Annotated in this window: 24 protein-coding genes and 1 pseudogene; 12 read left to right on the top strand and 13 right to left on the bottom strand. The window is 53.3% G+C overall.

The annotated features are described in order from the left end of the window. From F1E05_RS20090 to moaA, 4 genes are read right to left on the bottom strand one after another with little or no spacing between them, the layout of a single operon-like run. Positions 1–486, bottom strand: a complete 486-nt coding sequence (locus tag F1E05_RS20090; RefSeq protein WP_150051686.1) for a HugZ family pyridoxamine 5'-phosphate oxidase — start codon at positions 484–486, stop codon at positions 1–3. 5 nt (positions 487–491) lie between these two features. Continuing rightward, positions 492–1,055: a DNA-3-methyladenine glycosylase I gene (locus tag F1E05_RS20085; protein WP_150051684.1), complete on the bottom strand. Its 564-nt coding sequence runs from the start codon at positions 1,053–1,055 to the stop codon at positions 492–494. Beyond that, a complete protein-coding gene (locus F1E05_RS20080) occupies positions 1,052–1,408 on the bottom strand; it encodes a YajD family HNH nuclease (RefSeq protein WP_150051682.1) in 357 nt (118 codons plus the stop codon). Before F1E05_RS20080 ends, F1E05_RS20085 begins: the two co-directional genes overlap by 4 nt. A 19-nt stretch (positions 1,409–1,427) precedes the next feature. Then, positions 1,428–2,429, bottom strand: a complete 1,002-nt coding sequence (gene moaA, locus F1E05_RS20075) for a GTP 3',8-cyclase MoaA (RefSeq protein WP_150051680.1) — start codon at positions 2,427–2,429, stop codon at positions 1,428–1,430. Positions 2,430–2,625: 196 nt separating this feature from the next. Here moaA and F1E05_RS20070 point away from each other — a divergent pair, with 196 nt between their 5' ends. From F1E05_RS20070 to F1E05_RS20375, 7 genes are all read left to right on the top strand, one after another. Continuing rightward, positions 2,626–2,976, top strand: coding sequence for a hypothetical protein (locus F1E05_RS20070; RefSeq protein WP_150051678.1), 351 nt, complete (start codon positions 2,626–2,628; stop codon positions 2,974–2,976). Between the two features lie 29 nt (positions 2,977–3,005). Then, on the top strand, positions 3,006–3,428 hold the full coding sequence (locus F1E05_RS20065; protein ID WP_150051676.1) for a DUF2721 domain-containing protein: 423 nt from the start codon (positions 3,006–3,008) through the stop codon (positions 3,426–3,428). Between the two features lie 94 nt (positions 3,429–3,522). Next, positions 3,523–4,494, top strand: a complete 972-nt coding sequence (locus tag F1E05_RS20060) for an ABC transporter substrate-binding protein (protein WP_150051674.1) — start codon at positions 3,523–3,525, stop codon at positions 4,492–4,494. After that, positions 4,491–5,240 carry an ABC transporter permease gene (locus F1E05_RS20055; RefSeq protein WP_150051672.1) on the top strand — a complete coding sequence of 250 codons (750 nt, stop codon included), beginning with the start codon at positions 4,491–4,493 and terminating at the stop codon, positions 5,238–5,240. Before F1E05_RS20060 ends, F1E05_RS20055 begins: the two co-directional genes overlap by 4 nt. After that, positions 5,237–5,983, top strand: a complete 747-nt coding sequence (locus F1E05_RS20050) for an ABC transporter ATP-binding protein (protein WP_150051670.1) — start codon at positions 5,237–5,239, stop codon at positions 5,981–5,983. Before F1E05_RS20055 ends, F1E05_RS20050 begins: the two co-directional genes overlap by 4 nt. After that, positions 5,984–6,544, top strand: coding sequence for an IMPACT family protein (locus tag F1E05_RS20045; protein WP_150051668.1), 561 nt, complete (start codon positions 5,984–5,986; stop codon positions 6,542–6,544). Between the two features lie 156 nt (positions 6,545–6,700). Next, positions 6,701–6,862: a hypothetical protein gene (locus F1E05_RS20375; protein WP_190303206.1), complete on the top strand. Its 162-nt coding sequence runs from the start codon at positions 6,701–6,703 to the stop codon at positions 6,860–6,862. A 176-nt stretch (positions 6,863–7,038) separates the two neighbouring features. On the opposite strand, the gene F1E05_RS20040 is transcribed toward F1E05_RS20375, so the two are convergent. The 4 genes and pseudogenes from F1E05_RS20040 to F1E05_RS20025 form a co-directional block, all read right to left on the bottom strand. Further along, the gene (locus F1E05_RS20040; protein ID WP_150051666.1) at positions 7,039–7,824 is read right to left on the bottom strand and encodes an outer membrane protein OmpK; all 786 of its coding nucleotides are present in this window, start codon (positions 7,822–7,824) and stop codon (positions 7,039–7,041) included. A 63-nt stretch (positions 7,825–7,887) separates the two neighbouring features. After that, positions 7,888–8,931, bottom strand: a pseudogene (gene ilvC / locus F1E05_RS20035) (ketol-acid reductoisomerase); the annotation flags it as partial. Between the two features lie 61 nt (positions 8,932–8,992). Further along, positions 8,993–9,484, bottom strand: a complete 492-nt coding sequence (ilvN, locus tag F1E05_RS20030; protein ID WP_150051662.1) for an acetolactate synthase small subunit — start codon at positions 9,482–9,484, stop codon at positions 8,993–8,995. After that, a complete protein-coding gene (locus F1E05_RS20025; protein WP_150051660.1) occupies positions 9,485–11,221 on the bottom strand; it encodes an acetolactate synthase 3 large subunit in 1,737 nt (578 codons plus the stop codon). It lies immediately after the preceding gene. A 155-nt stretch (positions 11,222–11,376) separates the two neighbouring features. Here F1E05_RS20025 and F1E05_RS20020 point away from each other — a divergent pair, with 155 nt between their 5' ends. Beyond that, positions 11,377–12,084, top strand: a complete 708-nt coding sequence (locus F1E05_RS20020) for a 4'-phosphopantetheinyl transferase family protein (RefSeq protein ID WP_150051658.1) — start codon at positions 11,377–11,379, stop codon at positions 12,082–12,084. Between the two features lie 3 nt (positions 12,085–12,087). On the opposite strand, the gene F1E05_RS20015 is transcribed toward F1E05_RS20020, so the two are convergent. Together F1E05_RS20015 and msbA are read right to left on the bottom strand one after the other, a co-directional pair. Further along, entirely contained in the window at positions 12,088–12,570 is a 483-nt protein-coding gene (locus tag F1E05_RS20015) for an MEKHLA domain-containing protein (RefSeq protein WP_150051656.1), read from the bottom strand. A 26-nt stretch (positions 12,571–12,596) separates the two neighbouring features. Continuing rightward, entirely contained in the window at positions 12,597–14,399 is a 1,803-nt protein-coding gene (gene msbA / locus F1E05_RS20010) for a lipid A export permease/ATP-binding protein MsbA (protein WP_150051654.1), read from the bottom strand. Positions 14,400–14,447: 48 nt separating this feature from the next. Between msbA and F1E05_RS20005 the strand changes: the two genes are divergently transcribed. From F1E05_RS20005 to F1E05_RS19990, 4 genes are all read left to right on the top strand, one after another. Further along, entirely contained in the window at positions 14,448–15,572 is a 1,125-nt protein-coding gene (locus tag F1E05_RS20005) for a glycosyltransferase family 9 protein (protein WP_150051652.1), read from the top strand. Between the two features lie 140 nt (positions 15,573–15,712). Next, positions 15,713–16,999 carry an O-antigen ligase family protein gene (locus tag F1E05_RS20000; protein WP_150051650.1) on the top strand — a complete coding sequence of 429 codons (1,287 nt, stop codon included), beginning with the start codon at positions 15,713–15,715 and terminating at the stop codon, positions 16,997–16,999. Further along, positions 16,996–17,820, top strand: coding sequence for a glycosyltransferase family 2 protein (locus tag F1E05_RS19995; protein ID WP_150051648.1), 825 nt, complete (start codon positions 16,996–16,998; stop codon positions 17,818–17,820). The genes F1E05_RS20000 and F1E05_RS19995 overlap by 4 nt, the downstream gene beginning before the upstream one ends. Positions 17,821–17,838: 18 nt before the next feature. Then, complete coding sequence (locus tag F1E05_RS19990) at positions 17,839–18,576, top strand: glycosyltransferase family 2 protein (protein WP_150051647.1); 738 nt, start codon at positions 17,839–17,841, stop codon at positions 18,574–18,576. A 111-nt stretch (positions 18,577–18,687) separates the two neighbouring features. Here F1E05_RS19990 and F1E05_RS19985 read toward each other — a convergent pair whose 3' ends face one another. From F1E05_RS19985 to F1E05_RS19975, 3 genes are read right to left on the bottom strand one after another with little or no spacing between them, the layout of a single operon-like run. Further along, complete coding sequence (locus F1E05_RS19985; protein ID WP_150051645.1) at positions 18,688–19,416, bottom strand: TIGR00266 family protein; 729 nt, start codon at positions 19,414–19,416, stop codon at positions 18,688–18,690. A 32-nt stretch (positions 19,417–19,448) separates the two neighbouring features. Next, positions 19,449–20,576, bottom strand: a complete 1,128-nt coding sequence (gene dapE / locus F1E05_RS19980) for a succinyl-diaminopimelate desuccinylase (protein ID WP_150051643.1) — start codon at positions 20,574–20,576, stop codon at positions 19,449–19,451. Then, on the bottom strand, positions 20,573–20,926 hold the full coding sequence (locus tag F1E05_RS19975) for an ArsC family reductase (RefSeq protein WP_150051641.1): 354 nt from the start codon (positions 20,924–20,926) through the stop codon (positions 20,573–20,575). Before F1E05_RS19975 ends, dapE begins: the two co-directional genes overlap by 4 nt. Positions 20,927–20,971: the final 45 nt, after the last annotated feature.

Below are 20,971 nucleotides of genomic sequence, written 5' to 3'. Positions count from 1 at the left end.
TTAAGCGGTCGAGGGATGCTGAATACGCCATCGTTCATCTACAGGGTAGGCTTTACCGAAACCCGCTACGAAACGGCCACCTAAAGGGGTTAAAGCCAGCAATTGAAAATCGGCCAAACCGCGCAAGACGGACACGGTTTCGCCGAATTGTTGGGCGAGGGCGTCTAAAATCCGCGGATATGCCGGGTCGTCGGCCGGGATGCGAGCCACCGAACTATCCAGCGTCAAGCGCCGGCGGGCGAAAGGATTGGCGGCACTGGATTCGGCTTCGATAAATAATAAGGACGCTTTAGGGTAATTCAATAAGTTGTCGGTGTGACTCGCCAACGTGCTGACGAAGATGTAAAACACATTATCGATCAATAGATAGGGCGCGTAACCGATATCCGCGTCGCCATTGCTGCGCCGGCTGGCTAGCAACAAGCTTTGCTGGTTTTTGACCAGCTCATCGCAAGCATTTTGCGCGGCGTCGGCATTTAAAGACATGATAATTATCCCGATAAATCGTGATAGCGGAAGCAGTCCAGCGTGTGATCGTTGACCATGCCTACTGCTTGCATATAAGCGTAGCAAATCGTTTTTCCGACGAATTTGAAGCCGCGGCGTTGCAAGTCTTTACTCATCAGCTCCGATTCTATTGTGAACGCTGGGATTTGCTTGGAATCGTTCCAGTGGTTTTGTTTCGGTCGGCCGTCGACAAATTGCCAGATGTAGCTGGCAAAGCTATCGAATTGCGCTGTTACCTGCAAAAACGCTCGGGCGTTTTCTATAGCTGCCAATATTTTCAAACGGTTACGAATGATGCCGGGATTTTGCATTAACAGCGCGATTTTTTCTTGGTCGTAGTTTGCAATTTTTGCCGCATCGAAATGATCCAAGGCTTCCCGGTAGGCCGGCCGCTTAGCCAAAACGGTGCGCCAACTCAAGCCGGCTTGGGCGCCCTCTAAAATCAAAAATTCGAACAGTTTACGGTCGTCGAATTCCGGTACGCCCCATTCGGTATCGTGATAGTGTTCTTCGCCGGCGCTGGCCAGCGCCCAGCGGCACTTGTTCATTCGCCGTTTTGCATCAGTTTTTTCAAATCGGCAAACGGGCTGAAGGTTGCGGTAGGACCGGAGCCCTCGCGATGAGTACTACTGCCGTACCGAACTTGCGATTCATAGCGCTGATGTTCGTTATCGTGACAATATAAACACAGCAGTTCCCAGTTGCTGCCGTCGGCAGGATTGTGATCGTGGTCGTGGTTTTTGTGGTGTACGGTGAGTTCGCGCAAGTTTTTGTGGTCGAATTCGCGTGCGCAACGTCCGCAGATCCAGGGAAATAGTTTCAAGGCTTGTTCGCGGTAGCCTTTTTCGCGTTCTTCTTTATAGCGCCTCGCCTCGGCAATGATTTGATTGGCTTTGCTCATGTTGATTCCCTCTTTTCTTTCAGCCGCCGGTGACGTTCATGTGGCGTAATATCACAGGCTTTTCGTAGATATTGAATTCGTGTTTCTCGGGTTTGATCGACATAGCGTCTACAATGGTCTGTTTTAAAAGATCCGCGTCGCCCGGATGTTGCCTGACTACGGCTTTTAGGTCTACCGAGTGTTCGTTGCCCAAGCATAACAGCAAACGTCCTTCCGCGGTGAGCCTTACCCGGTTGCAACTGGCGCAGAAATTAGCGCTGTGCGGTGAAATAAACCCTACCCGGGTGTTGCTGCCGGCGACGGCAAAGTAATCGGATGGTCCGCCGGTTGTGTCTGTTAGATCGTGCAGCGTGAAACGCCGCTCTAAGTCGTTCTTGATCAGACGGCTAGGGTAGTAAGCCTCGGCCCGGTTGTGATTGTTGACGGTGCCTAGCGGCATTTCTTCGATGAAACTGATATCGATGCCGCGATTAACCGCATATTCCACTAATGCGCAGACTTCGTCGTGGTTTCTGTCCCTAAGCACGACAGTATTGAGTTTTAAGCGTTCGAAACCTGCAGCGCAAGCCGCGTTGATGCCTTTCAGCACGTTTTCCAGATCGCCGGTCCGGGTTAGAGCTTTAAACTTGGCCGGGTCCAAGGTGTCTAAGCTGATATTGATGCGTTTCACGCCGGCCGTTTTTAGCGATTGTGCTTTGTCAGCCAGTTGCGAACCGTTGGTTGTCATTACCAGCTCGTTCAGTCCGGAAATTCGACCTAGTTGCTGCAGCAAGTCTAAGGCGCCGTTTCTAACCAGTGGTTCTCCGCCGGTGACGCGGATTTTACCTACCCCTAATTCGACAAAGGCTTGGCAGATGCAATGAATTTCTTCGAGACTCAAGATTTGCCGGCGCGGCAGAAACTGCATGTCTTCGGCCATGCAGTACACGCAACGAAAGTCGCAGCGGTCGGTAATGGAAACCCGAAGATAATTGACGGTTCGACCGAAACGGTCGATTAGGTGTGGGGAAGTGTCGTTCATAGGCAATGCGGAGCGAATTTCCGCTGATTATATAGAACCTTAAGCAAAGGCCGATATTTTGACAGAAAGTTTCATATTTATTACTGCCTTATAGTTTTGCGGCAGTTATTTTTTACTTGCTAATTCTTGCCGGGATTGCAAAATGCGCAGGGCGCGCTAACATTTAGTTCACCTGAGTTTTTACGGGAGAAAAGTCATGAAAGCATATGATTTTATTTGCTCTTGTTGGTTTCGATTATTGGTGTTCATGGCTGCTCTGTCTCTAGCATCTCCGATTGTGGCGGCAGAAGACTATGCAACAGACGATGCGAACGCTTCGGAAAAGTTGGTATTGACGTTGTCGGATAAATGGTTGGCTTCTGAGGCGCCTAACGGCCGATTCAGGCAGAACGGTTCCAGTGATAACGCCAGCGTGCTGTTACCCGAGAAATCCGATACCAGGCCGGCAGATATAGGCTGCGGTATGGATTTGAATCCGTCGACTGTTGGTGGAACGTCTTTGTCCAGCCGCGTGGTCGGTGCTTGTAATTTCAACTATCACTACTAATACCGCTTTTTGAAGCAGGCTTTCGGGCTATGGATGCCTTAGATAATATTCCCACCGTGGCGCATGCCATTCAGCAGGCGGTAGCGCCTGTGTTTTTGCTGACCGGCGTCGGCTCTATTTTAAGCGTGTTGACCAATCGTTTGGGCCGGGCCATCGACCGCTTTCGGCGCTTGAGTGAAGTGCAAGAGCCGGAAGAAAAACACCGGCAAGAAATGCGTACCTTGTCGGCGCGTGCGCGGTTAATTCATTGGGCGATCAGCTTGTGTACCTTGTCGGCCTTATGCGTGTGTTTATCCATTGCGGCGCTGTTCGTGGGGGTTGAGGTTCGCCTGGATCTTTCTAAAGCGGTGGCTTTCTTGTTTATTGCTGCGATGCTCTCGCTGATTACCGGATTGCTTTGTTTTCTGCGTGAAATTGCATTAGCGACCGGGATTATCCAAATCCGCCGTTAAGGTCGTAGGGATTTTAGCCTGCAAAGGGCCGTGTGCAAGACGATAGCTTTAGGTCTACGGTAAAATTAGGCATTTAATCCGACCGGAAGCAGCGATGAAGAGATCAACAGCATATTTGGCCAGTCTCCTGATAGTAGCACTTAGCGGCGGTTTGGTGCAGGCGTCCGAACCGATACGAGTCGGTGTGATGGCGGGCGGCACTTTAGCCTGGGAATTAGCGGCGATGCAAAACGAAGGGCTTTTGAATGCGGCCGGCTTCGAAATCGACAGCGTTTCAACGGCTAATCCGCAAGCGGGTAAGGTTGCTTTGCAGGCCGGCAGCGTAGACATCATTATTTCCGATTGGATTTGGGTGTCTGGGATGAGGGCGCAAGGCAGCGATTTGAGCTTTTATCCTTATTCCGACGTGTCCGGTAGCTTGCTGGTTCCTGCCGGCAGTCCGATCAAAAGTCTGCAAGACTTGCAAGGTAAAAAATTAGGTATAGCCGGCGGCGAATTGGACAAAAACTGGTTGTTGCTGCAGGCCTTGGCGCAAAAACAGGGTTTCGATTTAAATGCTAAGCTGGAAAAAGTCTACGGCGCTCCGCCGATTTTAACTCAGCAATTGAAAGCCGGTCGTATCGATGCCTTATTAACCTACTGGCACTTTGCGGCGCACTTGAAATCGCAAGGCTATCAGCAGTTGTTGAGCGGCGAAGAAGTCATCAAGCAATTGGGGGTCGAAGCCGAGGTACCGCAAATGGGCTATGTGTTCAAATCCGGCTGGGCGGAGCGGCATAAGGCCGAACTGGAAAGCTTTTTTGCTTTAGCCGCAACGGCTAGAAACCGTTTATGCGATTCGGAAATTGCTTGGAAGCGGATCGTGCCGCTGACCGGTACCGAAAGCGTCGACGAGCAAATTCAGCTGCGGCAGGGCTATTGCGCAGGCCGGGTGGAAAACTGGGGCGAAGCGGAAAAGTCCGCTACGCAGCGTGTGTATCAGTGGCTGCGAAAAGTCGCGCAAAATAAATTGACCGACAAATCCGCACAGATAGAGCCCGGCACTTTTTGGTCAGCAGGTCAATGACGCGATCCTTGCAACGCGGCTTGAGTGTTCTATCTCTGCTGGTCTTATTGGCGATTTGGCAGCTCGGCGCGGCGATGTTGCACAGTCCGACCCTGCCGAGTCCCGCCGTTGTTTTCGCCGTGTTTTGGCAAGCCTGTGTCAGCGGGGAATTGCCTTATCATCTTGGCGTGACTTTGCTGCGATTGCTGGCGAGTTTTTCGATTGCGATGTTGCTCGGATGCGCGATTGGCATCGGATTGGGAAGGCATCGGGGGGCCGATGCGTTTTTTGACAATTGGTTGGTTATCCTGCTGAACATTCCGGCTTTGGTAACGATAATCTTATGTTACGTCTGGTTCGGTTTGATCGAATCGGCGGCCATAGCCGCGGTAGTCATCAACAAAGTACCGAATGTCGTGGTGACTCTGCGCGAAGGCGCCAGGGCGCTGGATAGAGACTTATTGGAAATGGCGCAAAGCTATCGATTCGGTTGGCGCAAGACTTTGATACACGTGATTTGGCCGCAATTACATCCTTTTATCATGGCGGCAACCCGTTCCGGTCTAGCGTTGATATGGAAAATTATTCTAGTCGTGGAGTTATTAGGACGCAGCAACGGCATGGGCTATCAGCTGCATCTTTTTTTTCAATTATTCGACGTCGCCGGTTTGTTGGCTTATAGCTTTGCGTTTGTTGCGGTCATTCAACTGATCGAGTCGTTCATTTTGAAGCCGATAGAACTCAACAGCTTGAGGTGGCGCCGGTGAGCGAACTCGATATACGGGTCGTCAACAAGATTTATAGCCAACCCGGGGGCGGCATCGAACAAGCCCATCATGCCATTGCGGATTTACAAGTGCATGTGCCGGCCAATCAATTCGCCTGTTTGCTGGGGCCCTCCGGTTGCGGGAAAACCACGTTGCTGAATATGATTGCGGGTTTGGATAAACATTACGACGGCAATATTGCCGTTGGTAAGGACGGGCGAAACTTGCGCATTGGCTACGTGTTTCAAAATCCGCGCTTATTGCCCTGGCGCACGGTGAGGCAAAACATAGAGTTGGCAGGCGGCCCATTTGCGGAGTCGGATCTGATAGACAGCTTGCTGGATAGCATGCAGCTATCGGAGATGCAAAACCAATTTCCGCAACGTTTATCGCTGGGCATGCAGCGCCGGGTTGCCATTATCCGTGCATTTGCGCTTAATCCGGACGTATTGTTAATGGACGAGCCTTTCGTATCCCTGGATGCGCCTAACGCGCGCCAAGTTCGCAATTTGTTGTATGCCTTGTGGCAACAACGGCCGCATACGGTGCTGTTCGTGACTCACGATTTGCGCGAGGCCATCGCGTTGGCGGATCGGTTACTTTTCTTATCGCCGCGGCCCATGCGTTTGCTCGGCGACATTCCGGTGACTGTCGAGCGCAGCCAGCGCAACAACGAGAGCGAAATCGAAGCATTTCGTGTCAAGCTATTGCAAAATCACGCCGAAATCAATGGCTTGTTATAGATGAAGATTGTCGTTGCGCCGGGCGTTTACGAAGAAACGATCAAAAAATCCCGCTTTATCGGTTTTATCAATCCGTGCGGCAGTGAAAATGAAGCCTTACAACTAATCAGGTGCTTGCATGACCGGCATCCTGCAGCGACGCATATCGTTTATGCCTATCGGATTCAAACGCCGGATGGTTTAGCCTGCCGATTTCACGACGCCGGAGAGCCCGGCGGAACCGCCGGTAAACCCATTTTCCAACATTTAGAAGGTAAGCAATTGATTAATCTCTTGGTTGCCGTAGTACGGTATTTCGGTGGAGTAAAGCTCGGTGCCGGTGGTTTAACCAGAGCCTATGGCAACGTAGCGAGACAGGTCATTGAAAATGCCGTGCTGGTGGAATACGTCAAGATGGTGGAATTGCAGTTGGATTTGAGTTACGGCCAGCTGCAAATGTTGGAATATCAACTTAAAAAACTCGACGGCAGTATCATCATGCAGGAATTTGCCGAACAAGTACGCGTGTGTATTCGTTTGCCGGAAATTCATAAGAAGGAAATAATCTCAACATTTCAATAACCTAGCGTTTTACTAAAGTATTATGACGCGGCAATGACTTATTGTTTCGCAAGGAAAAATAATGAGTGCACTTTGCGTTCTATTGTAAATAAAAAAACCTGCTGATATAGTGAAGCCGTCTTCAATGAAACGGCTGAAATTCAGCTAGGGGCTAACATGAACAAATCCAATAATCTTTACAGAGATATTGCGACCGGTATTTTCTTTACCACCGGTGTGCTCGGATTCATGTCTGGCGAGTTCATACTCTCCACCATGTTGTTCGGCGCCGCCACAATTTCAAGCAATCTTGATTTTACCGGTTCGTTTAAAGCTTAAGCGTTATTTTGTTGTACCTCCCTCGTTGTTAACATCCTGTCTTTCTAGCTCTGTTAACACTTCTGACCCTCGCCTTTGCGAGGGTTTTTTTTGCTCATGAGTGTGCTTGTGCTATTGCAGATACGCTGGTTACGGAAGTTGGCTCAAGCTTGCGTGCTAGGTTGGTTTTTCGACAATTAAAATTTCCACAAAATTAACGCTTGCGGCACGCTCTCGTGTAAGCCTTTAATGCCGTATTTATTATGCCAATACTGGTATTCCAAGCCGATAAACAAGTGGTTGCGGTGTTCAAACAAGTCGCCGACGTCCAAGCGCAACTGCGGTTGAGCTAGGGCCTGCCGTGCTTGGTGGTTGCCTTTGGCGCCGATGAAGTCGGCAAAGCCTTCGAAGCTCCAGCGGCTGCCGGCAATCTCGAACGGAAACTTCCAAACCGGGGTGATTTGCCAGGAAGTACCGACATCGTCCGGTTCAGTTACGCGCTGGCGTAGAAAATCGATATTGAAATAGTCGAAGCCGGGAATGTCTAAATCGACGCTTACTCCGTATAGCCAAGCTCTATAGCCGCTATACGGAGCATCCAGATTTTCGCCCAGGTTTATGCCTCCGGTCAGACCGAAATCCTTGACAATGCCGTAAGACAAATCCAAGCCGGTGAGCTTGCCCATGCTCAGCGTGCTGTACTCCTCGCCGTACAACTGGGTTTGGGACGGCTCGCCGGCCTCTGAGAACATCACATCCATAAAGAAAAAATTGCGGCCGAAATCCCAGCCGTGGCTATGGGTCACCGTTATTAACGAACGGCTGACGTCATTGGGATTAAAGGGTTCCCGGTAATTGGCGCCGTGTAGGTATTGAATTTCGCTGACGCTCCATAGCATCCAATCGGCTAGGCACGGGGTAATGGCGAAGGAAGCGAGAATGGAGGCTGAGGCCAGGCGAGCGCAGCGCGGTGGATCGAACATCTAAAAATCCTGCGGGCATAAAAAAGCCCATCGTGAGATGGGCTTTAAGCCTAGTAGAAAAGCTTAGTTTTTGCTTTTATCTACGATTTGGTTGGCCTTTATCCAAGGCATCATGGCCCGCAGTTTTGCACCCACGGTTTCGATCGGATGCTCGGCATTCAGGCGGCGGCGTGCGGTCATTTCCGGGTAACCTGTAGCGCCTTCCAAGATGAATTGTTTGGCGTAACGGCCTTCTTGGATGTTTTTCAACGCTTCTTTCATGGCTTTACGGCTTTCGTCGTTGATGACTTTAGGGCCGGTCACGTATTCGCCGTACTCGGCGTTGTTGGAGATCGAGTAGTTCATGTTGGCGATGCCGCCTTCGTACATCAGATCCACGATCAGTTTCAGTTCGTGCAAGCACTCGAAGTAGGCCATTTCCGGCGGATAGCCGGCTTCGGTCAGGGTTTCGAAACCGGCTTTGACCAGTTCCACCGCGCCGCCGCACAAGACCGCTTGTTCGCCGAACAAATCGGTTTCGCATTCGTCGCGGAAGGTGGTTTCGATGATGCCGGAACGGCCGCCGCCGATGGCGGAGGCGTAAGACAGACAGACTGCCTTGGCTTGGCCGGATGCGTCTTGATGCACGGCGATCAGATCAGGAATGCCGCCGCCTTTGACGAATTCGGAGCGCACGGTGTGGCCCGGCGCTTTCGGGGCAATCATGATCACGTCCAAATCCGCGCGCGGTACGACTTGGTTAAACAAAATGGAAAAGCCGTGGGCGAAAGCCAAGGCTGCGCCTTGTTTGATGTTCGGCTCGATTTCTTCTTTATAGAGTTTGGACTGAAATTCGTCCGGGGTCAGAATCATCACCACGTCGGCTCCGGCAACGGCTTCCGGCACGTCTTTGACGGTCAGGCCGCTGTTTTGGGCTTTAGCGACGGATGCGGAACTGGCGCGCAAGCCGACCACGACGTCGACGCCGGAGTCTTTCAGATTATTGGCATGAGCGTGGCCTTGCGAACCGTAACCGATGATCGCGACTTTTTTACCGCGGATGACCGACAAGTCGGCATCTTTGTCGTAATAAACTTGCATAGATGTTCTCGTTTTTGTTTGGGTTGGTGAAGTTTGGCGAGCTTGCGGCCGGGAATTTTACAGTCCGGCCGCGCTACGTCTCTATGAGTTATAGATGTAAACCTTTTTCGCCGCGGGAAATGCCGGTCGGGCCGGAGCGCACCACTTCGATGATGCAGCCTTCCTCGAAAGCTTGAATAAAGGCGTCCAATTTATTGGAAGGGCCGGTCATTTCCACCACGTAACTGCTCGGGGTGACATCGATAATCTGACCGCGGAAAATGTCGGCCATGTTTTTGATCTCCGTGCGGGTTTCCGGCGTGGTTTTAATTTTGACCAGCATCAGTTCGCGTTCGATATGCGGTGCGTCGGCCAAATCGATAAGCTTGACGACATCGATCAGTTTATTCAGTTGTTTGGTGATTTGTTCGATGATCTCGTCGTTGCCGCGGGTCACCAGGGTCATGCGCGACAGGCTGGGGTCTTCGGTAGCGGCGACGGTTAGCGATTCGATGTTGTAACCGCGGGCCGAGAACAAACCGGATACGCGCGATAAAGCGCCCGATTCGTTTTCGATCAAAATCGAGATGATATGTCTCATTTACGATAACTCCCTGTCCAGCGGTGTGCCCGGGGCGACACGCAGTTTCATATCGTGGTGGGCTTTGCCGGCTTCTATCATCGGATAGACGTTTTCGGTCCGGTCGGTGATGAAATCCAGGAATACGGTGCGGTCTTTCATTGCGAAGGCTTCTTGCAAGGCCGGACGTACGTCGGCCGGTTTTTCGATGCGCATGCCGACGTGGCCGTACGCTTCCGCCAGTTTGACGAATTCCGGAATGGTGTCCATATAGGATTGCGAATAGCGGCTTTGGTAGGAAAATTCCTGCCACTGCCGCACCATGCCCATGTAACGGTTGTTCAGATTGACAATTTTAACCGGGGTGTGGTACTGCAATGCGGTGGAAAGTTCCTGTATGCACATTTGGATGCTGGCTTCGCCGGTGACGCAGGCGACGTCGGCTTCCGGGAACGCCAGCTTGACGCCGATAGCGGCGGGCAAACCGAAGCCCATCGTTCCCAGTCCGCCCGAATTGATCCAGCGACGTGGTTTGTCGAATTTGTAGTATTGTGCCACGTACATTTGATGTTGACCGACGTCGGAGGTGACGTAGGCGTCGCCTCCGGTTATTTCGTACAGCTGCTCAATGACGAATTGCGGTTTGATGAACATGCTGCCGCGATCGTATTCCAAGCATTTGACCTCGCGCCAGCTTTCGATCAACTGCCACCAGGCGTCCAGCGAGGATTTGGCCGGCTTATGTTTGCTGTCCTTAATCAACTCGATCATTTGTTCCAACACCGGCTTGACTTCGCCGACGATGGGGATGTCGACCCGCACGGTTTTGGAGATGGAGGACGGATCGACGTCGATATGGATGATCTTGGCATACGGGCAGAATTCGGCGATTTTGCCGGTTACCCGGTCGTCGAAACGCGCGCCTACCGCCAATATGACGTCGGCTTCGTGCATCGCCATATTGGCTTCGTAAGTGCCGTGCATGCCCAGCATGCCTAAAAACTGTTTATCGGTGGCCGGGTAGGCGCCTAAGCCCATCAAAGTATTGGTGATCGGGTAACCCAGCATTCGGGTCATCTCGGTCAATTCTTTGTGGCCTTCACCCAAAATTACGCCGCCGCCCGAATAAATCACCGGCCGTTGCGCCGACAGCAGCAATTCTACCGCGCGCTTGATTTGCCCCTTGTGCCCGACAATCACCGGGTTGTAGGAGCGCATGCTGACTTTTTTCGGGTATTTATAAGGAACTTTTATGTTCGGATCGGTAATGTCTTTGGGAATGTCGACCAAAACCGGGCCCGGCCGGCCGGTAGTCGCCAGGTAAAAAGCTTTTTTGACGGTCTCGGCAATGTCGTTGACGTCCTTGACCAAAAAATTGTGCTTGACGCAGGGGCGGGTGATGCCGACCGTATCCACTTCCTGGAAGGCATCGCTGCCGATCACGGGCGAAGGTACCTGACCGGAAATGATCACCATAGGAATCGAATCCAAATAGGCGGTGGCAATGCCGGTCACCGCGTTGGTGGCGCCGGGGCCGGAAGTCACCAGCACCACGCCGGGTTTGCCGGTTGCGCGCGCGTAGGCGTCGGCCGAATGGGTGGCGCCTTGTTCGTGCCGAACCAGGATGTGTTTTACGTCGTCTTGATGGAAAATGGCATCGTAGATGTGTAACACGGCCCCGCCGGGGTAACCGAAAATATATTCGACGCCTTCGTCTTTAAGACTTTGGACCAGAATTTGTCCGCCGCTGAGTTCCAATTTTATGTCCTCAAAATACCAAGCAATTTTGAAAATGCGATTTACGGAAAAAGGTTGTGTAAACTACTTTCTTTATCGCGTTTCGTCAAGGAAAACCAAGCATTTGCACAGTTTTTACGCGGAAAACCGGATTTCCGAAAGGCCGAGGCGGTCGGGTGATTAGAGCGGCGTTCGTCGATGTCTGGATTGGAAGTTTGGCGCTTGACCGTCCGGCGCTAGCCGGCTGTTACGGCATGTTGTCGGCGGAAGAACGGGCCAAAGCCGAATCGTTCAAATTGAATCGCGTGAGGGATCGCTATGCGGCAAGCCGTTTTTACCTTAGGCAAACCTTGGCTGATTATTTAGGCTGCTCCGCGCACGGCCTGCGATTTACCCTAGGTCCCTACGGCAAGCCGAGTCTGGCCTGTGGCTCGCTGTTTTTCAATATTTCGCATACCGGTGAGATGCTGTCGATCGCCGTGACTGATGTCTCCGAAGTCGGCATCGACATCGAAGCGGTGAAACCGCGCGCTAATTTGACGTGCTTGGCGCAACGCTGCTTTTCCCCGGCCGAATACGCGCATTGGCAAGCCTTGCCGGCCGCCGAACACAGCGCAAGCTTTTACCGCTTGTGGACCAAGAAGGAAGCTTATGTCAAGGCGATAGGCCGGGGTATTGGGTTCGGGTTGGAAAACTGCGAATTCGACCCGGCCGAGCATGGCCAAATAACGGCGCTGCCGCCGGGCTGCGGCGACCGCGACGCTTGGCGCATAGTCGAATTGGACGTGGGGGTTGATCACTACGCTGCGCTTGCGGTGGCCAACGCCGATTTTAAGCTGTCTATAAAGTCTTTGCCGGCGCCGGATGGCGGGCTAACCGCCTAACCCTCAGTCCAACGGCGTCCACTCGGCGAAACAGGCGGCTTGGCCCCGATAGGTTTGGTTTTCATCGTACAGATTCCACACTACCGCGTTGCGGATCAAAAAACGTTTGCCGGTTTTGGCAATGCGCACACCGCTGTAATGGTCGATGTAGCCTTTAGCGCCGACTTCTGCCAGCAAGCGTTCGCGTTCTTCGCGTGCGACCGGTTCCGCGGAAAAGCGCGACGGCATGCCGATAAGGTCCTGCCAGCGGGTTTCGAACAAGGTCAGTGCCGCGCGATTGGCGTAATTGAACACAGGATCGGCCGCCGTATCGTGCGACAACACTACCCGCTTGGCTTCAAAAATCTGTTGCGCCGGATTGTTAACCGGATGCGGGGGCAGTAGCGGTTGGCCCAGCAAGCGGAGGTAACTGCTCAGCAGCAGTTCGACTTGGCGGGAATGGAAACCGTTTTCCGGGCAAGGCGGTGCGAAGGGTTGGTGTTCCATGGCGAATACGGGCGAATTTCGGCTAGTTACGAATCGGGCTTTGTCGTGGGGGCCGTCTGATGGTCGGTTTGTACGGGCATTTCTTTGAATTGCATGCTATGCAATTTCGCATACACGCCGTTGCGGGCTAATAGCTCGCGGTGGCTGCCCCGTTCGACGATACGGCCTTTTTCCATGACTAAAATGACATCGGCGTTTTCTATGGTCGATAAGCGATGCGCCACCACCAGTGTGGTGCGGCCCTGCATGACCCGTTTTAGCGCCGCCTGGATGTAGCGTTCCGATTCGGTATCCAGCGCGGACGTGGCTTCGTCCAGAATCAGTATCGGTGCATCTTTTAGCAAAGCTCTAGCCAATGCTAAGCGTTGACGCTGGCCGCCGGATAGTTTGACGCCGTTTTCGCCGATTTCGGTTTCCATGCCGGCCGGCATTTTGTCGATGAAATTGCCGGCATAGGCGTCGACTGCAGCTTGCCGAATTTGCTCGGGGCTAGCCTGTTCCAGGGTGCCATAGGCGATATTGTTCGCCACCGTAGTATTGAACAAGGTGACGTGCTGGGTCACCAAGGCGATTTGTTGGCGCAGGCTGTCCAGCCGGTAGCGTTTGAGATCCACGCCGTCGATCAGAATTTCGCCTTCGCTGTAGTCGTAAAAACGCGGCAACAGGTTGATAAGGGTACTTTTACCGCCGCCGGAAGCGCCGACCAAGGCGACGGTTTGTCCGGGTTCTATGCTCAAGTTGATGTCCTGCAAGGCCGGCGTTTCGCTGCCCGGGTAGGTGAAGCTCAGGTGCTTGAATTCGATACGGCCTTGACTGCGCGGCGTCACGAAGTCGCCCTGGTCGGTTTCTAAAGGTTGATCCAGTACTTCGAACAGCGATTCCGCTGCCGCGATGCCGCGCAGGATTTCGGCGTTGGCGTCGCTCAGTTGGCGTATGGGCTTGGGCAGCAAAAACGCAGCGGTGAAAAAGCCGACGAATTCGCCCGGACTGGAGTGTTGCATGATCACCAGGGCCAAAAACATCATGCCGGCCAATGCGAAGGAAATTAGCAGTTGCATCAACGGATTGTTCAGCGACACCGTCATGATCAACTTGCGGTATTGCTTGCGATTTTCCAGGCTGGCGTCCTCGAAGCGCCGGCGTTCGTAGGCTTCGCCGCCGAAGCTTTTGACGATGCGGTTGCCGGTGACCATCTCCGAAGTGATGTGGGTCAAATCGCCGACGGTTTCTTGCATATTGCGGCTTAAACGCTTCAGTCGTTTGCCGACATAGCGCACCATGGTGATCACCACCGGTGCGATCAGCAAAAATACCAAAGCCAGGCGCCAATTGGTATAGGCCAAATAAGCCAGCAGGCCCAACGCGGTCAAGCCTTCCCGGATGTAGGAGCGGATCGAATCCGAAGTGGCCCGGGTTACCTCGCCGACATTGTTGGTTATCCTGGAAATCATGTAACCGCTGTTGTGGCTGTCGAAATACTGCACCGGCAGTTGGGTGTAATGATTGAAAATATCGCAGCGCAGTTGGTGGATGACGTTGCCGGAGATGCGCGCCAAATAATAGTTGCCTAAAAACGCGCCGGTGCCGCGCACCAAAAACAAGCCGATAAACAATAGCGGCAGGAATTGCAAGTCGGCGCGGTTCGGGCTGCTGAGGCTGTCGATGATGCGTTGGATGATCATTACCACCGCCGGTTCGGTGGCGGCGTAAACGGCGAAGCCGAGCGCGCTGACCAAGAACATGCGCCAATAAGGCCAAACATAGCGCAGTAGTCGCTTGTATACTTGCCCGTCGCTTGGCCGGTTTTTGTGAGTTTGTGTGCTGTCCAAGACTTAACCTCTGAATTTTGCCGCGCACTACGGCGCGAGACGATTGCTATGCCGAAAGCCAAACCCGCCAATATACAGCCTAAGCGCATTTTAGTGATAACCCTGCGCTATTTGGGCGATACCTTGTTGACGACTCCCTTGCTCAATGCCTTGCATCAAGCTTATCCGCAGGCGGCCATCGACGTGCTGTTGCCGGCGGCCAACGCCGGGATGTTGGCGGGCAATCCGGCCGTTGCGCAGATCGTCGAAATGCCGGTCAAACCTAAACTATGGACGTTTTTGCGGTTTTTGGCTGGGTTATATCGGCGCTACGATTGGGCGATTGCCGCGCAAGACGGCGATAGGCCGGCCTTGTGCGCAATCATAGCGGGTAAGCGTAGTTTAGGTTTCGTGCCGGAAGCGCTAGGCAAAGCCTGGTGGAAAAAGCTGTTATTTTCCGATGCTCTGGTTTTCCCCCGGGATTATCGGCATCCGCTATTGGAGAACCTGCGGTTTTGCGAGGTATTGGGCGTTGAGCCGTGTTATCGGCTGACGCCGCCTTGTTCGGACCAGAAGCCGCCGGTTGAGCCGCTCAAGCCCTATGCCGTGCTGCACATTATGCCGCAATGGCGCTATAAACAATGGCATAGCGCCGGCTGGCGGGCATTGATCGACTACTTGACCAAGAGCGGCTTACAGGTGGTGTTGTCCGGCAGCGGACATCCTGCGGAGCGGCAGGTACTGAACGAAATCGTGGCTGACGCGGCGGCAGTGCCTATCGATGTGAGTGGCCGGTTGTCGTTAGCGCAATTAGCCGATCTGATTGGCGGCGCGGCTCTGTTTGTCGGCCCGGATACCGGCATCACCCATATGGCGGCGGCGACCGGTACGCCGACGATAGCCTTGTTCGGCCCTACCGACCCACGCAAATGGGCGCCGTGGCCGGTTGGTTATGAGAATGTACAAGCGCCGTTTGCCGCCCGTGGCTCCCGGCGAGTAGGTAACGTTTATTTGATTCAAGGTCACACGGATAAGGAGTGCCTGCCTTGCCAATTGGAGGGCTGCGAGCGGCATAGAAACAGTCATAGCGAATGTTTGGACGATTTGCCGGTTCAAACCGTGATACGGGCGGTCGACGAATTTATTTCGCAGGCAAAGTCAAGCCGGGAAAACCCAGTTGCTTACTATTCTTAACGCCGGATGGGTTTAGCTTGGTTTATGCTATGTATAGATTAAGCGTTTAATATGAATAATTTGTTCGGCGCCGCTGCGGTTGCTTCCCGGTCGCCGAAAATAACCGGCAGATCATCGAAACCAATCAAAGAGCACCCATAATGCCGCAAATCTTGCTGGGGCTAAGACCTCTGGCATCGCCGGGCGATGCACTTCAAGCCTGCTTGGCTGTTTTACCTTTGTTGGTTTTGACCAAGTCCGGCTGGTCCGGCGTCATACTGGTTTTGAGCGCGGTATTGGGGTTGTGGATCGTGGTTGCTCAGCGGAATCGACCCTTCGATTTGCCGCCCGGTCAACGCCGCTGGATGCTGGGTTTTGCGGTGCTGTTTTGCATGCCGGTGCTCGCGATTGCGCTGAGTCAGGCGATACGCCACGACTGGATAGGCCGCTACTACGATAGTCCGGCGCGTTTTCTGCTTTGCGTGCCGATTTTGCTGGCGCTGGTCAAGTTACGGGCGGACGTCGTTAAATTTTTTGCTTACGTCGTGCCTTGCGGCTTGTTGTTGACCGGCTTGGTGATTTCGTTGAAGTGGAATCTGTGGTGGGATACAACGCGCGTCTCGACCCATTTCGTCGATCCTCTAACCTTCGGCAGTTTGAATCTCACTTTGGGCTTGTTTTGCCTGTTAGCGATCGATTTGTACCAAAAAGATGGGTGGATAGTACGACTCTACAAATTTTGCGGCTTCGCGGTCGGCCTGTATCTATCGGTGTTGTCCAGTAGCCGGACCGGTTGGGCCGCTGCACCGCTAGTGTTGTTAATTTGGTTAAACATCCGTTTGGCCGGCTATCGCGTGTATGCGTTTGCCGCGGCGGTGTTGTTGAGCTTGTCGGTGTTTTATCTGTCAGCGACTTTACGAGAACGTACCGGCATGGCGATAGAGGAAATCATGACCTACCACTGGGATGGGCCGAACCGGCATAACTCGGTCGGCGCCCGTTTATCGTTTATCCGCATGGCCGCTTTTTTGCTGGAACAAAATCCTTTCGGCGGTTTCGGCGACCGTGGTTTCGCAACGTTTATCGGCCATCCGGAACTGAACCGTTACGCCGTGGTAAAAACCCAAGAATTTGCGTTAAACGCCGGCTTTCATAACGAGATCGCTACCAATGCGGTGCGTTCCGGCATTTGGGGTTTGTTGTCCAGTTTGGCGTTGTTTGTGGTGCCGGCCGTGTATTTCGGCAAGCAACTGTGGGCCGACTGCAAAATCACCCAACGATTGGGGCTGCTAGCCTTGGGTTATTTGCTTTGTACCTTTGTCAGCGGTATGACGACCGAAGTCTTCAATTTAAAGTTTGCCGCTTCTTTTCACGCGATGATGTTGAGCTGTTTTATCGGCGCACTGTTGATCCGTTCGTCATCCGCCTCCGTAAATTTGAAATCATGAATCCAGCCAAGTACGCCGTTACCTTCGCTTGTTACAACCAAGTCGATTACACTCGCCAATGTATAGACAGCATGCTCAAACATGGGTTTGATCTGTCCCGTTTGGTCGTAGTGGACAACGATTCCAGCGACGCCACCCGGGATTATCTGCAGTCGCTGCCGCTGGGCGGGCATATCTATAACCGATCCAATTTAGGCTGCGGTACGGCGTGGAATCAAGGGATTCTCGCCCTACAAGCCGAATGGTCGGTCATCATGAACAACGATGTGCTGGTGAGTGCCGGATGGTTGGAAAATTTGATTACCAGCGCGGAACAAAATGGATTGAAACTGGTTTCTCCAGCCTTGATTGAAGGGCCTTTGGATTACGATTTCGACGCGTTCTCCGAAACCGCTGCAAAAAAGATGGGTAGCGTTCTGCGCCGCGGCGGTCGCCACGCCGTCTGTTTGGCGGTGCACGAATCGGTCTGGCAGCAGATAGGCTATTTTCAACCGGTCCCGAAACTGCTCGGCTACGAAGATACCCTGTTCTTTCACGAAGCGGATAAAGCCGGCATCCCGTGTGCGATTAGCGGCGCTTCCTGGTTGCATCATTACGGGTCGATTACCCAAACCGCGATGAAGCAGGAACGCGGCTTGTCCGCTAAACAAGGACTCGGGAATCGCTACAACTATCGCTTGTTGCAACAAAGCTGGATGCAGCGCAAATGGGCCAAATATCAACGGGTGAGTCAGGCTCATGCTTGGCGCCAGCACGAGCTTGCCGCATTCGGTATGACGCTGCACGGCAAACGCGAAGCCGGCGAGTTTTTCTGGTACTGATGGTAGGAACGGTTGTCTATGCTCAGCGTCATCGTCATCACCCGTAATGAATCGGCCCATATTGCTAAGTGTCTGCAATCCGTGGCTTGGGCCGACGAAATCGTCGTGTTGGATTCCGGCAGCAACGACGATACCGTAGCAATTTGCCGACAGTTTACCGACCGGGTTTACAGTACGGATTGGCCGGGATTCGGCCCGCAAAAACAACGCGCACTGCAGAAAGCCAGCCACGAATGGGTGTTATCGCTGGATGCGGACGAACAGGTATCGGAGGCGTTAAGAACCGAGATCGAAACCGTGATGCGGACCGGCGTTTGTTCTGGCTATCAAATCCCCAGGTTATCCAGCTATTGCGGCCGGCAAATTAAACACGGCGGCTGGTGGCCGGATTACGTCGTGCGACTGTTTCGCTCCAAAGCCGGCCGGTTTAGCGACGATTTGGTGCACGAGCGGGTGATAGTAAACGGTGAGCTTGGGCGTTTACAAAATCCCATCTTGCACGAAAGCTATGTGAATTTGGAAGAGGTGTTGGCAAAAGTCAACAGCTATTCGACTTTAGGGGCGCAAAAGTTACGAGAGCGCGGAGAGGTATCCTGCTTGTCCGCAGCGGTTGCCAAAGCCTTTTGGACGTTTTTCCGCACATATTTTCTGCGGCTGGCGATATTGGACGGCCCGCAAGGCTTTATGTTGGCTGTCTCCAATGCAGAAATCACCTATTACAAGTATTTGAAGTTGTGGCTGTCCGGTCGGGAGTGACAGTTTTCGAGCCGCGAACGGGCTGACGAACCTCGGCACCCGAAGACGTCCAGGCCCGTGACCGATCGTTGTAAGCTTTGGTCAGGCAATTGGCAAAACTCGGCTAATTACTTAACCTTGGTCGCCAACCGGCGGCAAATGACCTATCACCTGCTCCGCAAGCCGCGAAAACGGCATACTTTGCACCCATACCGAGCCGGTACCTTTCATGGTCGCTAAAAACAAACCTTCGCCGCCGAACAACATGCTTTTCAAGCCGCCGCTGAGTGCGATGTTGTAATCGATGTCGCCGCTAAAGGCGACCAAACATCCCGTATCCAGACGCAGGGTTTCGTTGCGCAGGTCCTTGCGGATGACCGTGCCGCCGGCGTGAACGAATGCCATGCCGTCGCCGCGCAAGCGTTGTAGGATAAATCCTTCGCCGCCGAAAAAACCGCTGCCTAAGCGCTTGTTGAACGCAATATCCACCTTGGTGCCGAAGGCCGCCGCTAAAAACGCGCTGCGCTGGCAAATCACCTGTTCGCCCAGTTCCGCAAGATTCAACGCAATGACCGAGCCCGGATAAGGCGCGGAAAATGCCGCCCGCCGTTTTTGTTTTCCCTTGTTGGTGAAATGGGTCAGGAACACCGACTCCCCGGTCAGCATCCTTTTGCCGATGCCGAACAATTTATCCATGACGCCGCCGGAGCCGTCGCCCATCTTGGTTTCGAAATCGATGTCCTGTTCGATGTAGGTCATCGCGCCGGCTTCTGCAATCACCGTTTCGCCCGGGTCCAATTCCACTTCGACCATCTGGATGTCGTGACCGACGATTTGGTAATCCACTTGGTGGCAGTTCATGTGTCACTCCTCGTAAACGAAAACGCAGAAAATCAAGCGAGCAAATTGATCAATATTTGCTCGTAAATCCGGCTTAAGGTTTCCAGTTCCTCCAAACCTATGTGTTCGTCGACTTTGTGGATGCTGGCGTTGCAGGGGCCTAGTTCGATTACTTGCGCGCCGGTAGGCGCCACGAAGCGGCCGTCGGAGGTGCCGCCGCCGGTGTCGTCTATCGGTTCAATACCGCAAACGGCTCGGATTGCGGCATGGGTAGCCTGCAACAATTCGCCGGAGCCGGTTAAAAACGGATTACCCGACAAGCGCCAGTCTATTTGGTAGTCGAAGCCGTATTTGTCGAAGATGGCGTGGGTGCGGGCTTTGATGGCCGCTTCGTTCAGCTCGGTACTGAAACGCAAGTTAAATAAGGCCTCCAATTGACCGGGAATAATGTTTTCCGCGCCGGTACCGGCGTTGATGTTGGAAACCTGCAAGCGGGTGGGCGGAAAGAAGGCGTTGCCGTTATCCCAAACTTCGGCGGTCAATTCTTGTAAAGCCGGAGCAAAGGCGTGAATCGGATTAGCGGCCAATTCCGGATAGGCCACATGGCCCTGGATGCCGAACACGGTTAATTTGGCGCATAAGGACCCGCGCCTACCGACTCGAATCACGTCCCCCACGGTTTTGCTGCTGGAAGGCTCTCCCACCAAACACCAATCGATTTTCTCGCGCCGCGCCTCCAGAACTTCGACGACTTTGACGACGCCGTGGGTGGCAATGCCTTCTTCGTCGCTGGTCATCAACACCGCGATCGAGCCTTTGTGCGAGGGATGCCGAGTCAGAAAGCGCTCGACGGCAGTGACGAATGCGGCGATGCTGCCTTTCATGTCGGCCGTGCCGCGACCGAATAGTTTGCCGTCGCGGATGTTGGGTTTGAACGGTGCAGAACCCCAAGCCTCGGCCGGGCCGGGCGGAACTACATCGGTATGGCCCAAAAACACGAACAAGGGGCTGCGAGTGCCACGCCGCAACCATTGATTTTCGGTATCGGCAAATGGAAGACGCTCATCGACGAAACCCAAAGGGGTTAAGCATTCGGCCAACACGTCTTGGCAGCCGGCATCGGCCGGGGTGACCGATTCCAGTCGAATCAGGCGTTGTAACAGTTCCAGGGTATCGCTCATAGCAGTGCGGAGATTTGTTCGGGATCAAAGCCGACCAACAGGCGTTCGTCGATGGAAACGATCGGCCTTTTGATTAAAGTCGGGGTTTCCAGCATCAGCTGTAAGGCTTTTTCCGGGGTGAGGTCGCGTTTGCTGTCTTCGCTTAGCTGCCGCCAGCTGGTGCTACGTTGATTCAACACCGCATCCAGGCCGAGGGTAGCGACGAATTGCCGTAATAACTCCGCGTCCAAACCGTCGGTCCGGTAATCGTGGAAATGATAGGCAAGATTACGGCCATCGAACCAAGCGCGCGCTTTCTTTACGCTATCGCAGTTTTTGATGCCGTATATGACGATGGTTGGGGTTTGCATCACAAATACAAGGAGTTAAAAGAGGGTGAGAAAAAATTACTGTAG

The sequence above is a fragment of the Methylomonas rhizoryzae genome, assembly GCF_008632455.1.
GTDB lineage: Bacteria > Pseudomonadota > Gammaproteobacteria > Methylococcales > Methylomonadaceae > Methylomonas > Methylomonas rhizoryzae.
Note: the sequence above shows the minus strand (reverse complement) of the source record. Positions and strands in the feature narration are given on the sequence as shown.